The sequence below is a fragment of the Enterobacter cloacae complex sp. IR5422 genome (assembly GCF_049238165.1).
GTDB classification, from domain to species: domain Bacteria; phylum Pseudomonadota; class Gammaproteobacteria; order Enterobacterales; family Enterobacteriaceae; genus Enterobacter; species Enterobacter roggenkampii.
The window spans coordinates 1-18,375 of record NZ_JBMKHT010000063.1; the positions used below are offsets into that span (position 1 = coordinate 1).

General features: G+C 55.3%; 15 protein-coding genes and 3 pseudogenes. 8 read left to right on the plus strand and 10 right to left on the minus strand.

The genetic code is table 11. The features are described 5' to 3' along the window. Window positions 1-121: 121 nt before the first annotated feature. Both ACOTXT_RS20645 and rcsA read left to right on the plus strand, forming a co-directional pair. A pseudogene (locus ACOTXT_RS20645) lies at window positions 122-301 on the plus strand (flagellar biosynthetic protein FliR); the annotation flags it as partial. A 303-nt stretch (window positions 302-604) separates the two neighbouring features. Continuing rightward, entirely contained in the window at window positions 605-1,228 is a 624-nt protein-coding gene (gene rcsA / locus ACOTXT_RS20650) for a transcriptional regulator RcsA (RefSeq protein WP_008500313.1), read from the plus strand. A 107-nt stretch (window positions 1,229-1,335) separates the two neighbouring features. Here rcsA and dsrB read toward each other — a convergent pair whose 3' ends face one another. Next, the gene (gene dsrB / locus ACOTXT_RS20655) at window positions 1,336-1,524 is read right to left on the minus strand and encodes a protein DsrB (protein ID WP_008500312.1); all 189 of its coding nucleotides are present in this window, start codon (window positions 1,522-1,524) and stop codon (window positions 1,336-1,338) included. Between the two features lie 136 nt (window positions 1,525-1,660). On the opposite strand from dsrB, the gene yodD reads away from it, so the two are divergent. After that, window positions 1,661-1,888, plus strand: a complete 228-nt coding sequence (gene yodD / locus ACOTXT_RS20660) for a YodD family peroxide/acid resistance protein (RefSeq protein WP_008500310.1) — start codon at window positions 1,661-1,663, stop codon at window positions 1,886-1,888. Window positions 1,889-2,189: 301 nt separating this feature from the next. Continuing rightward, window positions 2,190-2,990, plus strand: coding sequence for a mannosyl-3-phosphoglycerate phosphatase-related protein (locus ACOTXT_RS20665; RefSeq protein ID WP_055322078.1), 801 nt, complete (start codon window positions 2,190-2,192; stop codon window positions 2,988-2,990). Here the strand turns inward: ACOTXT_RS20665 and dgcQ are convergent. From dgcQ to ACOTXT_RS20680, 3 genes are all read right to left on the minus strand, one after another. Continuing rightward, window positions 2,975-4,675 carry a cellulose biosynthesis regulator diguanylate cyclase DgcQ gene (gene dgcQ, locus ACOTXT_RS20670; RefSeq protein ID WP_021241391.1) on the minus strand — a complete coding sequence of 567 codons (1,701 nt, stop codon included), beginning with the start codon at window positions 4,673-4,675 and terminating at the stop codon, window positions 2,975-2,977. The two genes, ACOTXT_RS20665 and dgcQ, sit on opposite strands and share 16 nt — an antisense overlap. Before the next feature lie 73 nt (window positions 4,676-4,748). Continuing rightward, window positions 4,749-4,931 carry a YodC family protein gene (locus tag ACOTXT_RS20675; protein ID WP_008500307.1) on the minus strand — a complete coding sequence of 61 codons (183 nt, stop codon included), beginning with the start codon at window positions 4,929-4,931 and terminating at the stop codon, window positions 4,749-4,751. Between the two features lie 78 nt (window positions 4,932-5,009). After that, window positions 5,010-5,921 carry a DUF808 domain-containing protein gene (locus ACOTXT_RS20680; protein WP_008500306.1) on the minus strand — a complete coding sequence of 304 codons (912 nt, stop codon included), beginning with the start codon at window positions 5,919-5,921 and terminating at the stop codon, window positions 5,010-5,012. A gap of 178 nt (window positions 5,922-6,099) precedes the next feature. Between ACOTXT_RS20680 and yedA the strand changes: the two genes are divergently transcribed. Next, a complete protein-coding gene (gene yedA / locus ACOTXT_RS20685) occupies window positions 6,100-7,014 on the plus strand; it encodes a drug/metabolite exporter YedA (RefSeq protein WP_055322079.1) in 915 nt (304 codons plus the stop codon). On the opposite strand, the gene ACOTXT_RS20690 is transcribed toward yedA, so the two are convergent. From ACOTXT_RS20690 to ACOTXT_RS20700, 3 genes are all read right to left on the minus strand, one after another. Further along, window positions 6,986-7,477, minus strand: coding sequence for a very short patch repair endonuclease (locus ACOTXT_RS20690; protein ID WP_055322080.1), 492 nt, complete (start codon window positions 7,475-7,477; stop codon window positions 6,986-6,988). The two genes, yedA and ACOTXT_RS20690, sit on opposite strands and share 29 nt — an antisense overlap. After that, the gene (locus tag ACOTXT_RS20695) at window positions 7,458-8,873 is read right to left on the minus strand and encodes a DNA cytosine methyltransferase (protein ID WP_023293871.1); all 1,416 of its coding nucleotides are present in this window, start codon (window positions 8,871-8,873) and stop codon (window positions 7,458-7,460) included. The genes ACOTXT_RS20690 and ACOTXT_RS20695 overlap by 20 nt, the downstream gene beginning before the upstream one ends. A 61-nt stretch (window positions 8,874-8,934) precedes the next feature. Next, window positions 8,935-9,636 carry a phosphohydrolase gene (locus ACOTXT_RS20700; protein WP_333166364.1) on the minus strand — a complete coding sequence of 234 codons (702 nt, stop codon included), beginning with the start codon at window positions 9,634-9,636 and terminating at the stop codon, window positions 8,935-8,937. 284 nt (window positions 9,637-9,920) lie between these two features. On the opposite strand from ACOTXT_RS20700, the gene ompC reads away from it, so the two are divergent. Further along, entirely contained in the window at window positions 9,921-11,084 is a 1,164-nt protein-coding gene (gene ompC, locus ACOTXT_RS20705) for a porin OmpC (RefSeq protein WP_008500300.1), read from the plus strand. 56 nt (window positions 11,085-11,140) lie between these two features. Here the strand turns inward: ompC and ACOTXT_RS20710 are convergent. After that, window positions 11,141-12,005: pseudogene (locus tag ACOTXT_RS20710) on the minus strand (N-acetylmuramic acid 6-phosphate etherase). Window positions 12,006-12,170: 165 nt separating this feature from the next. On the opposite strand from ACOTXT_RS20710, the gene ACOTXT_RS20715 reads away from it, so the two are divergent. Next, window positions 12,171-13,787, plus strand: coding sequence for a sensor histidine kinase (locus ACOTXT_RS20715; RefSeq protein WP_333166360.1), 1,617 nt, complete (start codon window positions 12,171-12,173; stop codon window positions 13,785-13,787). Continuing rightward, entirely contained in the window at window positions 13,784-14,503 is a 720-nt protein-coding gene (gene dcuR / locus ACOTXT_RS20720) for a two-component system response regulator DcuR (RefSeq protein ID WP_008500296.1), read from the plus strand. Before ACOTXT_RS20715 ends, dcuR begins: the two co-directional genes overlap by 4 nt. Here the strand turns inward: dcuR and ACOTXT_RS20725 are convergent. Continuing rightward, the gene (locus ACOTXT_RS20725) at window positions 14,484-15,446 is read right to left on the minus strand and encodes an FAD:protein FMN transferase (protein ID WP_055322020.1); all 963 of its coding nucleotides are present in this window, start codon (window positions 15,444-15,446) and stop codon (window positions 14,484-14,486) included. The two genes, dcuR and ACOTXT_RS20725, sit on opposite strands and share 20 nt — an antisense overlap. Before the next feature lie 94 nt (window positions 15,447-15,540). Further along, window positions 15,541-18,252 (minus strand): annotated as a pseudogene (locus ACOTXT_RS20730) (flavocytochrome c); the annotation flags it as partial. Window positions 18,253-18,375: the final 123 nt, after the last annotated feature.

An 18,375-nucleotide genomic window follows, 5' to 3' on the forward strand; every position in this document is an offset into this window, starting at 1 on the left:
GGCCAAAATCAGCCACGAAGAGACGATTTTGGGCTGAAAATTGGAAAATTGAGCCACAGGACGTCGATAAAGGACGGTTTGGGGCGTCATATCGGGAGCTGCGGACCACTTAATCGCAACTTCCTTAGGTTTACTCAACCGAATGGCACCGCAGCTTTCGGTGTTTGTCATTGGTTTTCCGCTGACGCTGACGGTCGGAATTTTATTAATGTCATTACTGATGCCACTTATCGCTCCCTTCTGTGAACATTTATTCGGCGAGATATTCAACCTGTTAGCGGATATTGTCAGCGAACTGCCACGTAAATAATAGCCCGCACTGTTGTTACTGTCTTTCTGAGGATATTCCTAAAATAAAACGCGAAAAACATCTTCCAGGATATATCTGACGCGGTTTAATTGTTTCTAACCACCTCACAATACTTAATATTTACTTTACTTTAAGAAGATTCCTGGCAAATTATACGTAACTTTACGGGATAGTGAGTCCGCCTGAAAGTCTTTGTCATGCTCACAGGTTTATTATTTTTTTCCATCCCGTATGGCTGTTTTGAGCTCTCAGGCAGATGGTGAATTATCGTTACGCATTGAGTGAGGGTATGCCATGTCAACGATCATTATGGATTTATGCAGCTACACCCGGCTAGGGTTAACCGGGTACCTGGCAAGCAGAGGGGTAAGAAAGAGAGACATCAACGATGCACACACCGTTGACGAACTCGCAGCCGCTTGTGACGAACTAAAACCAGGCGTGGTGTTTATTAATGAGGACTGTTTCATTCACGATCCAGCCAACAGTCAGCACATTAAGCAAATCATTAATCAGCATCCAAAAACCCTGTTTATTGTTTTTATGGCGATCGCGAATATCCATTTCGATGAGTATTTGTTGGTCCGTAAAAATTTATTGATCAGTTCTAAATCGATTAAACCCGAGTCGCTGGATGACATTTTGGGTGATTATTTGAATAAAGAAGTTAAAAATGTAGGAGCGGTTAACTTACCCACCCTATCATTAAGCAGGACTGAATCAAGTATGCTGCGAATGTGGATGGCGGGACAAGGAACTATTCAGATCTCCGACCAGATGAATATTAAAGCGAAAACCGTTTCATCACACAAAGGAAATATTAAACGGAAAATTAAAACGCATAATAAGCAAGTGATCTACCACGTGGTACGCCTGACCGATAATGTGACGAACGGGATTTTCGTCAACATGCGTTAGTCGCTTAAGAAAAGACCCTGTGCACCCTACCTTTGATCTCTGGCCTGGCCAGAGATTTTTGCTTTTACAGCGGGTGTCGGGCACGCAATGTGCTACCCGACGCCGTGCTAGTCTGCTTTCTCTACAAAAATCCCGTCCGGATGCCCCAGTTCGTTAAAAAACCAAATGCCGAGCGGGTAGTCTTCCAGTGATACCAGGTACATTGTACCTTCGCTAAACTCTTCAATTGCCAGCACCACACCCGGGCGGCGCGGCCCACCGTCCGTTTTAACGGTTACCCGATCGTTGACCTTCATACATTCCTCCTCTGGTTTTGAGCCAGTGTAGAACAAAACGCAAAAACGCACATCGCCGCCCGGCGTGAATGGCGTTTTTATGCACAGGCTATACTTAACCCTGGACACGTTTGCAGGTTGAAAGAGGAGTCCCGCAATGAAGACCGATAAAGAGTACAGCGATACCATCAAGCGCGAAGTCGAGGTGGATGTCGATGCCCTGCTGGCCGCCATCAATGAGATCAGCGAGTCAGAAGTCCGCCGCTCGGACGACAATTCGGACCGCGTCATTGTCAACGGAAGGGATTATCACACCTATCGCGAGCTGGCCGAGGCCTTCGAGCTCGATATTCATGACTTTAGCGTGTCGGAAGCCAATCGTTAGGGCGAAAAAAATCCCGGTCATGGGGATGACCGGGATCAAAACTTGCTTATGCAAGAAGCACTTGAAAATTCGTTACACCAGGAAATCTGATGTACATGCCACACTATCCCCAACGAATTTGTCTGACAAGCATATATTCTTAGGATGAATATAATATTTTTAACATAATGCTTTTGGTTATGAGCAATAACATACGCCGAATGCGGGTTTGCCAGGGAATACTCTCATTTCTCCGGTTAACAATTCGGATATTTTTTAGGAATTTTCTTAGAGCGAAACGCATCCGTCACCGGGAGTCACTATGCCTTCACTGCGGGATACCTTGCTGATTTTTTCCGACCTGGATGGCTCGTTGCTGGATATTCATACCTATGACTGGCAACCCGCCATGCCCTGGCTGGACAGGCTGCAGGATAACCAGATTCCGATCATTCTCTGCAGCAGCAAAACCGCGGCAGAGATGCTGGATATTCAGCAGGATCTGGGGCTGGAAGGCCTGCCGTTTATTGCCGAGAACGGCGCGGTGATTCAGCCTGACGTGCGCTGGGACAATATCCAGCGTCAGATTAGAGGGATGACGCACCGGGATATTCGTCCGCGGATCGAGCAGATTCGCCTGCAGACAGGCTTTAAATTCACCACCTTTGACGATGTGGATGAGCACGTTATTAGCGAGTGGACCGGATTGACGCGCTACCGTTCGACGCTTGCCCGCAAGCACGAAGCCTCCGTCACGCTGATCTGGCGCGATACCGACGAGAACTTGCTTCAGTTTGAAGAGGAACTGGCGCACAGCGGCCTGCAATGCCTGCAGGGGGCGCGCTTCTGGCATATTCTGGACGCCCGCTGCGGTAAAGACGTGGCGTTTAACTGGCTGATTGAACGGTATCGCGAGCAGGAAGACATTGAACCCACCACGCTAGGGCTCGGCGACGGTCCCAACGATGCGCCGCTGCTCGACAGCATGGACTTCGCGGTGGTGATCAAGGGGATTAACCGCCAGGGCATCACGCTACGGGACGATAACCCCGCGCGGGTCTATCACACCCAACAGCCCGGGCCTGCGGGCTGGCAGGAGGGGCTGGATCATTTCCTGTCCTGATCCCGCCACACGACCCGGTTACGCCCGCTCTGCTTGGCCTGATACAGCCGGGCGTCCGCCACGGACTGCAGCTGTTCAAAATCGTAATTGCCCGTTTCATCCGCGCTGCTGACGCCCAGTGACGCGCTGATGCGCAGGGTTGTGCTCTTCTTCACCAGGATCTCCTTACTGTTGATTCGGCAACGAATGCGTTCGGCGACGCCTCTCGCCTCCTCCAGACCAAGACCGGGAAGGACCACACAAAACTCTTCGCCACCGACGCGTCCGGCCACGTCATTCTTGCGTAACGCGCTGGCAATCACGCCTGCCGTATGGGAAAGCACCTTATCACCGGCCTGATGGCCGAAACGGTCGTTGATGTTTTTAAAATAGTCGAGATCGATCTGAATCACCGAGAACGGCAGCGACTGCTGACGACAGGTTTCCGCCAGCAATTTTGCGCGGTCGAACAGCGCGCCGCGATTATTCAATCGGGTCAGCGGATCGTGCCAGGCCTGCCACTGGAGCGAGTGCTGAAGCGTATACATGTTACTCACCATCCGACGGATCACCAGCCACGAGATCAACAGCATAGCGGTAAAGAGCGCCCACAGCAGCGCCAGCACAATGCTGATACTGCCGAAGTCGTCCTGCACCCCTTCGTGCAGGGTGTGGATCCGCAGGACGACGCCATCGAAGTGATCGAGCCGTTCCCAGGTGATAAACCGGCTCCCGAGGCGGATACCGCCGCCGGTATCATGTTCAATCGCCTGGGCAATCTGCGCCGTTTCGCGTTCGTCAAACTGGTTAACCGGACTTCCCGCGTGGGCCGAGGTGGCAATCATATTAAGCCGGGTATCGTACAGCTGATACTCCCCCTCCGTCCGGTCTTCCGTCGCGTCGGTCAGCAAACGCTGCATCGTGTCTAATGTAAAATCCATCGCCACGACGCCGTACCAGTAATGATCGAAATAGATGGGAACGCTGGCGGTGATCGTGCGTTCATCCCCGGTCCAGGATGAAGGCGTGGAGATAAACCAGCGCACGGCGCGAGCGCGGTTGTTACGCTCTGACTGCTGGGTAAACCAGGACTGCGTGACCAGATTATAATAGCGGGCGGTAATATCACCCGCCCGATCCGGCGTATCCGTGGAAAGGAAAAATCCGGCGCGGGAGACGTAGATCACCCGCGCTTCCGTTTGCGCTCTCGATGACGCCAGCCTGAGCAGATACCCCACTTCGAGCGCGGCAGAAATTTCATGACTGATGCGCTCAGCGTCCCGGTTCAGAAGCGTGGTTTTATCCACGAACGCATCCGAGACCCCGTTGATGGGAAGGGTGCGCTTTTTATCAACGGCGAGCTGCCAGGTGGGGAGCATGCGGACGGTGTTAAAGCGTGACACCGCATCCTGTAGGACATCAAAGGCCAGCGGCGTCTCGATTGCATCATGCATGCCCTGGCGAAATAACAGCATCCTGTCGACGCTGTTCTGTAACTGCCTGTCCAGCGAACTGGCCACCGTATCCAGATGGTTGCGCTGGCTGGAGATGTACGCCTCTTCCAGCACCACCACCTCACGCCAGGTCAGGAGCGTGGAAAACACCAGAACGATCAGAAAACAGAGATTAACAATCCGCCCCGGATTGCTACGCTTATGCAGCCATTGCAAAAAAGTTTGTCTTACAACAAAGGTATCGCGCTGCACACACACTCCCTGATTACTGCTCTATACCCGAAACCTGAGATAAAAACGCCCGGCAAAGCCGGGCGTTATGTGATTAAGCCTTGTCCCGTTTGTGCTGCCCGTCCCCCGGCTGAAGCTCATCTTCACGGAATGCTTCCCGCTTGATGCTATAGCCATCGTGCCACCGGCATTCCACCATTCCGCTGGAATACCCGGTGACGATCATACGTGGGCCGCCCTTTTTAGGCTTAACTTCATCACTGACCAAAAAGACCATACCTGCCTCCTGTATCAGGGTGAAACTGTTTCAATTTAGACGAGGAATGGTCTTTTTGCATCCTGCCGACGGTAACAATTAGTGCGACGTGCCGCGAATTTTCTCAACCAGCTTCACCGCCGCAACGACGATAGCGCCAATGATAAAGCCCAGCACCAGGTTCAGCAGCGTGGGCAGAATCGCCGCGATAACGGCCCCCTGCGTGGAGGAGAAATGTTCGATGGCATGGTGCAGCGGCGCGATGCCGTGAACCACAATTCCGCCGCCTACGAGGAACATCGCCAGCGTGCCCACCACCGACAAGCTCTTCATCAGCCAGGGCGCCAGCACCAGCAGGCTTTTGCCGATGCCTCTTGCCACCGCGCTCGACTTTTCTTCCAGCCAGTAGCCAATATCGTCCAGCTTGACGATCAGTCCCACCAGACCGTACACGCCCACGGTGACCAGAATCGCGATGCCGGAGAGGATCAGGACCTGGTTCAGAAGCGGCGCGTCAGAGACAATGCCCAGCGTAATCGCGACGATTTCCGCAGACAGGATAAAGTCGGTCCGAATAGCGCCTTTGACCTTATCGCGCTCGAAGGTTTTCGGATCCTGCGCGGCCAGCGCTTCAAGACGCTGCTGGCGCACCTCCGGCGTATCGCTCTGCTTGCGCGCGCTAAAGGAGTGCAGCACCTTCTCCACGCCCTCGAAGCAGAGAAATGCCCCACCGATCATCAGTAACGGCGTGATGGCCCAGGGGATAAAGGCGCTGATCAGCAGCGCCAGCGGCACCAGGATCACCTTATTCAGGAAGGAACCTTTCGCCACGCCCCACACCACCGGCAGTTCACGGTTTGCCCTCACCCCACTCACCTGCTGCGCGTTAAGCGATAAATCATCGCCCAGCACGCCTGCGGTTTTCTTCGCCGCCAGTTTCCCCATCACTGAAATGTCGTCCAGTAGGGTGGCTATATCATCCAGCAATGTTAATAAGCTACTTCCTGCCAAAATCTTAATCCTTCATTTTTTGGTAATTAAGTGAATAGTATGGAGCAAAAGCGCAAACCCGGAAACAGGCACCTTACGTCAACAAAAAATTCACATCAGCTACACAATTAAAGGGCTCGCCAGCGCGATAGTTTTCGCGTTTACTATCAGCGACCTTTTTATTTCGACGTGAGGGATTATGCGTTTCCGGCAATTGCTACCGCTCATCGGGGCACTCTTTTCGCTGTACATCATCTGGGGCTCAACCTACTTTGTCATTCGCATCGGCGTGGAAAGCTGGCCGCCGCTGATGATGGCGGGTATCCGCTTCCTTTCGGCGGGTATCCTGCTGCTGGCCTTCCTGATGCTGCGCGGGCATAAGCTTCCCCCGCTGCGCCCGATGCTGAATGCCGCCCTGATCGGCCTGCTGCTGCTGGCAGTGGGGAACGGGTTTGTGACGATTGCCGAGCACCAGAACGTCCCGTCCGGGATCGCCGCCGTGGTCGTTGCCACCGTACCGCTGTTTACCCTCTGCTTCAGCCGTCTTTTCGGCATCCGCACCCGCAAGCTGGAATGGCTGGGGATTGGGATTGGGCTGGCCGGCATTGTTCTGCTCAACAGCGGCGGCAACCTGAGCGGGAATCCGTGGGGCGCGGTCATTATCCTGATCGGCTCGATGAGCTGGGCGTTCGGCTCCGTCTACGGGTCGCGTATCGAACTGCCGACCGGCATGATGGCCGGTGCGATTGAGATGCTCGCCGCGGGGATTGTCCTGCTGCTGGCCTCCGCGCTGACGGGCGAAACGCTGACCGCGCTGCCGGACCTGTCGGGCTTTCTCGCGGTAGGCTACCTGGCGCTGTTTGGCTCTATCATCGCCATTAACGCCTATATGTTCCTGATCCGCAACGTCTCACCGGCGGTCGCCACCAGCTACGCCTACGTTAACCCGGTCGTGGCCGTGCTGCTCGGGACAGGACTGGGAGGAGAAACGCTCTCGCCTGTGGAATGGATTGCTTTAGGGATCATCGTGTTTGCCGTCGTGCTGGTCACGCTGGGCAAATATCTGCTGCCGGCAAAACCGGTGGTCACGCCTTGTGAGGTGGAGAAACCGTAAGCAGGTGAATACCCTGCGTGTCGATCTGCGCGGTCTGACCGCCGCCGCAGATCCACTCTTCCAGCCGTTCGCGCAGATCGGTATCGTCCAGCTTTAGTCTGCCTCTCAGCGCACACTCCCAGACGATCAGCACCCGCCAGCCCTGCGCAATCAGCGCGGTGAGATCCCGATTGTCGCGCTCGACGTTTTTACCAATCTTATCCAGCCAGAAATCGGTGCGCGTCGCGGGGACTTTAAACAGGTAGCAGTCGTGATGGTGCCAGAAGCAGCCGTGAGTAAAGATGATGCACTGCCAGGCGTCGAGGACGAAATCGGGACGACCCGCCAGCGCGGGATCCTGCACGCGAAAGTCAAACCCTGCCTGCGTCAGCAGCGCGGCCAGGCGCTTTTCAATGGCGGTGTCACGCGTGCCGATGGCACGCATGTTTTTACTGCGCGTGGCCTTATCGTGAACGTCCGTCATTGACGGCCTCACTCTGGCGTAGCGCCACCGCCTGTCTGATGCGCGGAGCCAGCAGTTTTGCGACAGCCGCAAACGCGGGAACGACGACCGAGTTACCAAACTGGCGGTACGCCTGGGTGTCTGAAACCGGAATGCGGAAACCGTAGCCTTGCGGCGTTTCAAAGCCCATCAACCGGGCGCATTCCCGCGGCGTTAAGCGCCGTGGGCGATGACGCTGGTTGTGCGGATCGTCGAAATCTTTTTCACCCAGCGCTTTGTCCCAGCCTCTGTCGATCAGGATTTCCGCGCCGTCTTTATAGTAGCGAGCAGACAGCGTACGGGTGACGCTGTGCGGATCGTTCGGGTTGACCATCCCAAAACCGAAGCCGTTGCCTTTCGCCTGATGCTTCTTGGCATAGCGGTAGAGGTATTTCCACAGCACCGGGGTCAGGATAAATTTCGCGTCGACGACCGGTTCCAGCAGGTCGGCCACGGTAGGACGGCGCTCGGGATACAGAGAAGGAATATCCCGCAGGGTGAAATCCCCCTTCAGATTGAGATCGCGGCGGAAACCCACCAGCACGATACGTTCGCGATGCTGGGGCAGGAAATGTTTCCCATCAATGATTTTAGGATCGTCCGCGCCCATGTCCTCTGAATCGGCCACGTCATAACCCAGCTCATCCAGCGTTTGCATGATAATGCGGAAGGTTTTCCCGCCGTCGTGGCTTTTTAAGTTTTTGACGTTTTCCAGTACAAAAATGGCTGGACGACGGGCGTCAATAATGCGCGCCACGTCAAAAAACAGCGTTCCCTGCGTATCGCAGGCGAAACCGTGGGCGCGTCCGAGGGCATTCTTCTTGGAGACGCCGGCCAGCGAAAAAGGCTGGCACGGGAAGCCGGCCAGCAGCACGTCATGCGCGGGGATCGTCTGACGAATATGCTCGGCGGCCTGCTCATCGCTCACGCCGCTTTTATGGCTCAGGGTGACATCGCGAATATCGGCGTTGAAATGATGCTCGTGCGGGTCGCAGTACCAGTTGGCCTTATAGGTCCGCACGGCGTGCTTGTTCCACTCGCTGGTAAATACGCACTGTCCGCCGATAGCTTCAAAACCGTGCCGAATACCGCCGATACCGGCAAACAGATCGATAAACCGGAAGGCATAGTTCGGGTGCGCGGCAGAAGGTCGCGGAAGCAGGTTTTGCAGATAACGAAACTCGCCTTCACTCAGGCGACGCCCTGCTCGCTCGCTGGTCAGCAGACGTTTAAGGATCGCCGGGCTCCAGTGGCTTTCGCCGTGCGCCACCAGCAGACTGGCCAGCGTTTTAGCATCATAGATATCCAACAGCTGGCGCAGTAAGGCCTGCACCGTTGCCGTTGATTTCTCAGCCTGCGCGGGCGCGGGCTCTTTCACTGCTCGATTTTCCTGCATTCTTTTAACCGGAGAGTAAAGACTGGGAACAGATTACCACAGTTCAGTTGCGCAAACTGCGACGGAAGCGGCTCAGCACCTCGCTATCCAGCCCGAGGCAGTCGCCGTGTAATTCGGCGCTGAGTTTCGCCATAAACTGGATCAGGAAATCGGCATTGTGACGTGCCAGTTCGCGGCCCATTTCCGTCTGCATTGTATCAGGCAAACGCAGCAGCTTGGTCTGAAAATGGTCGAGGGCAAATGCCCTATCGTCGAGGGATCGCGCATCGGCAAAGGGATCGTCCGCGTCAAATAGCGGCACGCCCAGCGCGCCCGAGACGGCAAAAACGCGCGCCAGGCCGATAGCACCTAACGCTTCCAGCCGGTCAGCGTCCTGCACTATTTTGGCTTCCATACTCTGCGGCGCGATTTCGGCGCTAAAGCTGTGCGCCTCAATCGCGTGCGCGACGGCGGCAATATGCTCTGGCGGAAAGTCCGGAAAGTCGCGGCGCAGAATGTCGCTCGTCTTACGCGCGGCGAGCCTTGACGATTGACTGCGTTCGGGATGATTTTTCGGCAGGCTGACAATATCGTGAAAATAGCATGCGGCCAGAATCACCCGCGGCTCGACCGTGTGGTGAACCATGATTTTTTGCGCCGTCATCCAGACCCGTCGAAAATGCGAAATATCATGTGCGGTATCGTCGTTCTGATGAAATTCCTTGAGCCAGCGCTCAAAGCCATGCTGCCACCGGGCCAGTTCCATCGTCATGTCCTGTTGTTAAAAAGAGGATGAATTATAACATAGCCAAATTAAATAAATTAAAAAATAGAAATGCGAAATATTTAATAATAATTACACCTTATAAATTCAATTAATTAATTCACTGGAAAAATAAAGAGATTTATAGAAATAATTTGAAATATTTCATCGAATTTTATTACATTTATTTTTGAAACTAAATCACATCTCCTGGAATAGTATCAACCCTGTAATTACGGAGGGTAATTACATATATTCATATAAATTATCTTTAAAGGGAATATATAATGAAAAGAAAAGTTCTGGCAATTCTTGTACCCGCGTTATTAATGGCAGGCGCAGCAAATGCGGCTGAAATGTACAACAAAGACGGCAACAAAGTTGACCTGTACGGCAAGGTCGACGCGCGTCATACCTTCTCTGACAACCCTGGCGACGATGGCGATGAAACCTATGTACAGATTGGTTTCAAAGGCGAAACCCAGATCACTAACGACCTGACCGGTTACGGCCAGTGGGAATATAAAACCTACGCTAACGATACCGAAGGCGCGGGTGATAAATCCTTTAACCGTCTGGCATACGCTGGCCTGAAATTTGGCGAATACGGTTCATTTGATTATGGCCGTAATTACGGCGTCGTGTACGACGTTGAAGCGTGGACCGATATGCTGCCTGTATTTGGCGGTGATTCCTACACCTGGACTGATAACTTTATGACTGGCCGTGCTAACGGTCTGGCTACCTACCGTAATAGTGATTTCTTCGGTCTGGTTGAGGGTCTGAATATCGCGCTGCAGTATCAGGGCGCAAATGAAGATCAGTTTGCTCAAGAAGACCAGGAAGGCACGAAAAATGGTCATAAAGATGTACGCTTCCAGAACGGTGACGGCTTCGGTATGTCTACCTCCTATGACTTCTCTGGCGATCTCTCCGGTCTGAGCCTGGGGGCGGCGTATTCCTCTTCTGACCGTACTAACAAACAGGAAGCGGCAGGCCAATACAGCGCGCATTATGCGAGCGGTAAAACAGCTGAAGCGTGGACTCTCGGCGCGAAATACGACGCCAATAACGTCTATCTGGCGATGATGTACGCTGAAACCCGCAACATGACGCCTTATGGTGATTATGGTATCGCGGATCAGACTCAGAACTTCGAAGCGGTTGCACAGTACCAGTTCGACTTCGGCCTGCGTCCATCCCTGGCATGGGTTTACTCTAAGGGCAAGGACATGACCTATCCAGGCAACGCCAGTAACCCTCAGGGTCAGCATGGAGACATGGACCTGGTTAACTACATCGACCTGGGTATGACCTACAGCTTCAATAAGAACTTCTCTACCTATGTTGACTACAAAATCAACATGCTGGACAACGATGAAAGCTTCTACGAAGCCAACGGTATTTCCACCGACGACATCGTTGGTGTGGGCATGACCTACCAGTTCTAACCTCTAAAATATCAAAGGCCGCATCTGCGGCCTTTTTTATTTCTTAACGGTACGTATTACGGCGCTTCCTGCAGCGCCACGCGGATAAACCCGTTATTCTGCACCAGCAGCTCATGAGCTTTCCACGCATCCAGCCCTGTCAGCACCATCAATACCGCTGTTTTACAGTGATGGTTACAGCTCTCCAGCGCCGCTTTTGCCTCCGCCCGGGAGCATCCCCCCGCTTCCATTACAATGGCGATTTGACGTTCGGCCCATTTGGTGTTGCTTGCCTCAAGATCCACCCGCAGGTTGCTGTATACGCGCCCGGTTCGAACGGCCAGCCCGGTAGCGATCATCGAGAGGATCATTTTTTGCGCGATCCCCGCTTTGGTGTTGAGGTAGCCGGCCACCACATCGGCACCCAGTTCGGGGGCTATAACCATACTCGCCAGCTGCGCGGCTTCACTTTGCGCATCACCGGTAATCACGGCGACCGGCGAACCCAGCGACCATGCATGCCGCAATCGCTCCCCAGACCCACGGCGTTTTTCCGCTGACGGTCACGGCCAGCATCATATCGTGTTCACCAAATTTAATGGCCTGCAGGTCGGAAACGCCGCGCTCGTAGCTCCCTTCCCCCTCTTGTGCCGTTACGGCCATCACAGGGGTTTTGCCCGGCGCATAGTCATCGGCAACCTGTTGCGCGACGCGGCCAGACGGCCCCGCCCCGACAATGACCAGGCGACCACCGTGATTGAGGGTCGCGGCAGCGTTATCCACCGCACGGGCAATCGTCTGTAAACAAGGGGTGATAGCAGCAGAAATGAGTGCATCATCCTGGTGAATGACTTTCAGCATGTCCAGCGTGGACAATCTATCGATATTCATCGTGCTGGCGTGCCGTCTTTCCTTGACCGAACCGGTAAGCATAATGCTCATAAACAGCCTCCTTATTATGAGTACCCACACACTATAAAGTGTTTTATATAGATGACCTGCGAGGAGGGTCACGAAAAGAGGACCAAATCCACGCTTTTACATGGCTTTAAGAAAAGTGCGTCATCGGCGATAATTACCCTCTTACTTAATCATCGCGGAGTATTGATGAGCGATTTGCAGCCTTTCCTTCCGACGCGCAAGCGCCCCATGAAACTCAATACGCTGGTCACGCTGATGGTGTGCGCGATTATCGGTTCAGTTCTGCTGGTGGTTTTTGCGCTCTATTCGGTGCAGATCACCCGCGCAACGCGCGATGATGTCAAAGACACCGCGCTCGGCATTGCCCGCACCCTCGCCGACAGCCCCGAGATCCAGCGCGGCCTCATGCAGGCACCGCAGGAGAACATTATTCAGCCCATCGCCCAGGCGGTGACGAAGCGAAACGATCTGCTGTTCACCGTGGTCACTGATATGCGCGGGATCCGCTACTCTCACCCGAATGAGGCGCTGCTGGGGCTACATTTTATCGGTGACGATTTAACCCCCGCGCTGGAAGGCAAAGAGAACGTATCGGTTAACCGGGGCGCGCTCGCCGAAGCGCTGCGCGTTTTTACACCCGTCTACGACGCGCAGCACGAGCAGATTGGCGTGGTGGTCGTCGGAATCTCCCTCAATAAGGTTGAAGAGCAGATCGCTCGCGGGCGGCTCAACGCCGTCTGGACCATTTTGTTCAGTATTTTTATGAGTTCTATGACGATTTGGGGTCTGGTGCGGGTTTTGAAGCGCATTCTGTTCGGGCTCGAACCCTACGAAATCTCCGCCCTGTTCGAACAGCGCCAGGCGATGCTGCAGTCGCTTCGCGAGGGTGTTCTGGCCGTTGATATACACGGGCGCGTGACGATGATTAATCAGACCGCCAGAGAAATATTGCTTCTCCCCTCCGGCAAGCAGACCGAAAACACCAGCGCGCCCCTGCTGGCCAGCCTGCGTGACGTTTCGAAGACTGGCGTCGCACGCCAGGATCAGGAGATCAGCTGCAACGGTCGGCTATTGCTGTGCAACATGGTCCCCGTGAAAAGTCAGGATCGGGTGATCGGCGCCATCACCACCTTCCGTGATAAAACGGAAGTCAGCCAGCTGATGCAGCGTCTGGACGGCATGGTTAACTACGTTGATGCCCTGCGCGCCCACACCCACGAGTTTATGAATAAACTGCATGTGATACTCGGCCTGCTGAATATTAAGCGCTACGACAAGCTGGAAGAGTACATTCTCCAGACGGCACATCATTACCAGACGGATATCGGTACGATACAGAGCAAGGTAAAATCCCCGGTGGTTGCCGGGTTCCTGCTGGGTAAAATCAACCGGGCGAAAGAAGCGGGCGTCACCCTGACGCTGGCGGATGAAAGCCAGATACCGGATACCGCAAGTGAAGAGCAGGTCGCGGTGCTGATCACCGCGCTGGGCAATCTCATTGAAAACGCGCTCGACGCGATGGAAGGACAGCAGGAGGGCGAGATCGGCCTGCTGCTGCATTATCAGAATGGCTGGCTCAGCTGTGAAGTCAGCGACGATGGCCCCGGCATTGATCCCACTCAGCTGGAGTCTATTTTTACAAAGGGCTTCTCAACAAAAGGTGAAAACCGCGGCGTTGGGCTGTTCCTTGCTCGCCAGCAGATTCAGAACCTTGGCGGCGATATCTCCGTCGAGTCTGAGCCCGGCGTATTTACCCAATTTTTTGTTCACATCCCCTGGGATAGCGAGAGGAAAATCGCGTGATAAATGTGTTAATTGTCGATGATGACGCCATGGTAGCCGACCTCAACCGTCTGTATGTCAACCGTGTTGAAGGCTTTAGCTGCTGCGGCGTCGCCTCCACGCTAAGCCAGGCCGAGGCCATCATTAATAACCCCAGCCAGCCCGTCGATCTGGTGCTGCTGGATGTCTATATGCAGCAGGATAACGGGCTGGATCTGCTGCCCGTGATTCGCGCATCCGGCCGCCCAATCGACGTGATCATGATCTCCTCAGCCGCCGACGCCGCGACGATCCAGACCTCCATCCATTACGGCGTGGTGGATTATCTGATAAAGCCGTTCCAGTTCCCGCGCTTTGAAGAGGCGCTGAACGGCTGGAAGGCCAAGCACAGCCTGATGGGGTCGCACCAGTATTACGAGCAGGCGGACGTCGACCGGCTGATCCACGGCGGGGCGCCGGAACTGGCGGACAGCAAAAAGCTGCCGAAAGGGTTAACGCCGCAAACGCTGCGCACGATTTGCCAGTGGATTGACGCTCACCCGGAGACGGAGTTTTCCACCGACGATCTGGCAAACGCGGTCAATATTTCCCGCGTGTCCTGCCGCAAATACCTGATCTGGCTGGCGCAAATCAATATTCTGTTCACCAGCATTCACTACGGCGCCACCGGGCGTCCGGTGTATCGCTACCGTCTCCAGCCGGAGCAAACGGGCCTGCTCAAGCAATACTGTCAGTAACGCGGTAGGTATCATCCAGCAGGGTAAAGCGGAAGTGGTGTGCTGAAGAGAACACCACTTCTTTTGTTTTGGTCACAAAGATGGCCTCAATGTCGGGGCGCGCACGCAGCGCGGCACAGCCCTTCTCCACGCCCATGCCGTACATCAGCGTGGTCCAGATATCGCCGTCGATGGAATCTTTCGAAATGATGGTCACGCTGTCCAGTTCGTTGTCCAGCGGATATCCGGTGCGCGGATCGAGGATATGGTGATAGCGTTTGCCGTCTTGTTCAAAATAGCGCTCGTACGTTCCCGACGTGACGACGGACACGTTCTCAACGATCATCGTGCCGATCAGCGCATCTCCGGCGAACGGTTTTTTCAGCCCGACGCTCCAGCCCCCTTCCGGCGAGCCTAACGTCTGAATGTTGCCGCCGAGGTTAATCAGCCCCAGCTCCGCGCCCTCTTTATGCAGGTAATCCCGCACCCGGTCGGCGATATAGCCTTTGGCAATCGCCCCCAGATCGATCTCCATCCCCGCTCTGGTCAGAAACACGCTGCTGCTGGCTTCATCAAGGAGAACATCCTCGGGCCGGGTTATCGCCAGCAGCGAGGCGATTTCATCGGCAGGCGGAACGCTGTCCCCCTGAAAGCCAATCTTCCAGCGCTTCACCAGCGGACCGATCGCCAGATTAAAGGCGCTGTCCTTGAGCAAGCTTGCCGCTTTTGCACAGCGGATCAGATTAAACACCGGCCGACTGACGGTGACCGGATGCTGCCCCGCCGCATGGTTAATGTCCATCACCTGCGAGTGCGCGCGGTTAACGGTGAGCAGATCTTCGTACTGTTTGATCAGACGAAACACGCGGGACGCGAGGGCTTCGTCATGGGAGAAGAGTTTCAGGAGGATGGGCGAGCCCATCAGAACGGCGGAGTAGCTGTAAACGCGATGGCTATCAGGCATGGCAGGAGTCCTCAGAAGTAGCCCCGGCAAGCTCCGCGCCGCCGGGGAAAATGCCGGATATCGCTGCGCGTATCCGGCCTGGGAAGCAGGTGCCTTACATCTTTTTCGAACGCAGAGCCGCCTGATGTCCTGCAAGGGTACCAAAAATGATGATATCTGCCACTGCGTTACCGCCGATACGGTTGCCGCCGTGGATCCCGCCGACCACTTCACCGGCCGCAAACGCACCTGGCAGCACGTTGTGGTTGCTGTCCAGCACGCAGGTTTCGGTGTTGATGGTCACGCCGCCCATGGTGTGGTGCACGCCCGGTGCAATCTGAATGGCGTAGAATGGCCCTTCATTGATTGGCGCACGCAGCGCAGTGGTACGTCCAAAGTCGTCATCGTGCTGTTTTTCAACGAAACCGTTGTAACGTTCCAGGGTCGCCAGGAAAGCGTGGTAATCCATGCCGAGCGCTTCCGCCAGCGCTTTTGGCGAGCTGGCGCTGGTCACGAAGCCTTTAGCGATGTACTCATCCGCGGCTTTGTTTTTGGCGCGAACATGCTCGTCAAAGACGATGTACGCGTATTTCTCCGGCAGCGCGATGATTGACGCCGAGACTTTATCGCGGGTCGACATTTCGTTGTAAAAGCGTTCCCCTTTCTGATTGACCAGAATCGCCCCGCCGCCGCGGATGGATTCGGAAATCAGGTACGAGGTTTTCTGCTCAACGGTTGGGTGGATCTGGATCTCGCCCATATCAACCGTACCTGCCCCGATACGCTCCAGCAGCGCGATGCCGCCGCCGGTCGCCCCTTTGTGGTTGGTGGTAACGAACCCTTCCAGGTCAGGGCGGTATTTCACCACCATCTGGCTGTTAGCGCTGAAGCCGCCGGTGGCGACAATCACGCTTTTCGCTGCCACGGTGAGGGTTTCGTTCTCTTCGGTGGTCAGGCGCACGCCGGTCACTTCGCCGTTTTCGAAGAGGATGTCGCTGACGGAGGTATCCAGCATCACCTCGATGTTGCGTTTGTTGACGTTACGCACCAGGCCGCTGATCAGGTAGCCGCCGACCGCTGAGCCGTCTTTTGGACGGTGGGTACGGTCAATGCTCATCCCGCCGGTGGTGGTGATGTCGTTCAGCATGATGCCGCGGGTTGCCAGCCATTCAATCGCCTGCGGCGCGTTCTCAACGAAGCGGTGCAGCAGTTCCGGGTTGTTCTTGTTGCCGCCACCTTTCAGGCTTTCCTGGTAGAACAGCTCTTTGCTGTCCTGAATGCCCTTCACGCGCTGGAAGCGGGTTTCTGCGGCGTTCATCCCGGCAGAGGCTTTAATGGTGTTGCCACCGATGGTTGGCATTTTCTCAACAATCAGCACGCTCGCGCCTTCGTCGTGCGCCTGAATCGCCGCCGCCAGACCGGCGCCGCCGCTGCCGACAACCACCACGTCCACGCTGCGGGTTTCGTTCGGGTCAACGCCCTCTTCCGCGGCCAGCGCTTTGCTGGATTTCAGCATCGCTTTAGAGACCGCTTTCTTCACCGCCTCGCTCTGGCTGGTTGCGCCGGTGATGGCATCCACGTGCGGGGTGTTGGCATCCAGAATGCGGGTGCGGATCTCTTCAAAGCTGGTGACAAACTCAACGTCTTCGCTCGGGCCAGAGGCCAGCTCGATGTCTGCAATGCGGTCCGTTTCCAGACTGACGTTAATCACCAGCTCGTTCGCGTCGTCCTGCACCTTCTCAGTAAACATGCCCGGTTTGAATTTCGATTCGCCCATGCTCATGTCGCGGATCATCGCTTCCACCAGCGAGAAGCGCCACAGCGGCTCAGGAATGTTCAGCGCCTCGCGCTGGGTGCTGTCCATAAACAGCTCCAGGTTTTCCCCGGCCGCGATGCGGTCGGTCCAGTCCGGGTAAGCGATGGTGGCACGGCCAACGGCAATCAGGTCGTAACCGTGGTCCAGCGCTTCATTGGCATCGGCGGCATTCACCACGCCGCCCACGCCCATCACCGGTACCTGAGCCAGCGTTTCAGAACGCATCGCGCAGTATTTTTCGATCAGCGGCGTCGGGTCCTGGGTGTCAACAATGGAAGGACGCAGGGTCGCGCCGACGGAGAAGTGCAGGTAATCCAGGCCGCGTGCCGCCAGTTTTTCCAGCAGGTACATGGTGTCTTCAAAGCGGATGCCCGGCACTTCCAGCTCTTCAGGAGAGAAGCGATAGCCAATAATAAAGGCGTCGTCCGCGTACTGGCGCACCATTTTGTGGGTGATATCCAGAACCGCCAGCGGGAACTTCGCGCGGTTATCGCGGCTGCCGCCCCACTCGTCGTCACGCTGGTTAGAGTTTGGCGAATAGAATTGCTGAATCAGATAGGTGTTCGCACCGTGAATTTCCACGCCGTCGAAACCGGCCTGGATAGCGCGGCGCACCGCTTCACCAAACTTGCCGATCATGCCTTCCACTTCGTCCGCGGTCAGCGCAACCGGCGTAGCGGCCCCTTCACGCGGTGCAGCAATGGCACTCGGGCCAACCGGCGTACGGCCACCGATCAGTTTCGGGTCGACCATGCGGCCGCCGTGGTAGATCTGCAGCAGGGCTTTAGATCCTTTGGATTTGATCGCCTCCGCGATTTTCGCCAGCCCGGCAATTTTCTCGTCATTATCAATCCCGATCGCGCCCGGGAAGGCGAGACCGAGATCGTCGACGAAGCAGCACTCCACAATGATGGTGCCGATGCTTCCGGAACGGGCACGATAGTACTCCACCAGTTCGCTGGTGACGGTGCCGTCGTAATAGCCGGTGCAGGTGGTCATAGGGGCCATTAAGGAAGTTGCGATTAAGTGGTCCGCAGCTCCCGATATGACGCCCCAAACCGTCCTTTATCGACGTCCTGTGGCTCAATTTTCCAATTTTCAGCCCAAAATCGTCTCTTCGTGGCTGATTTTGGC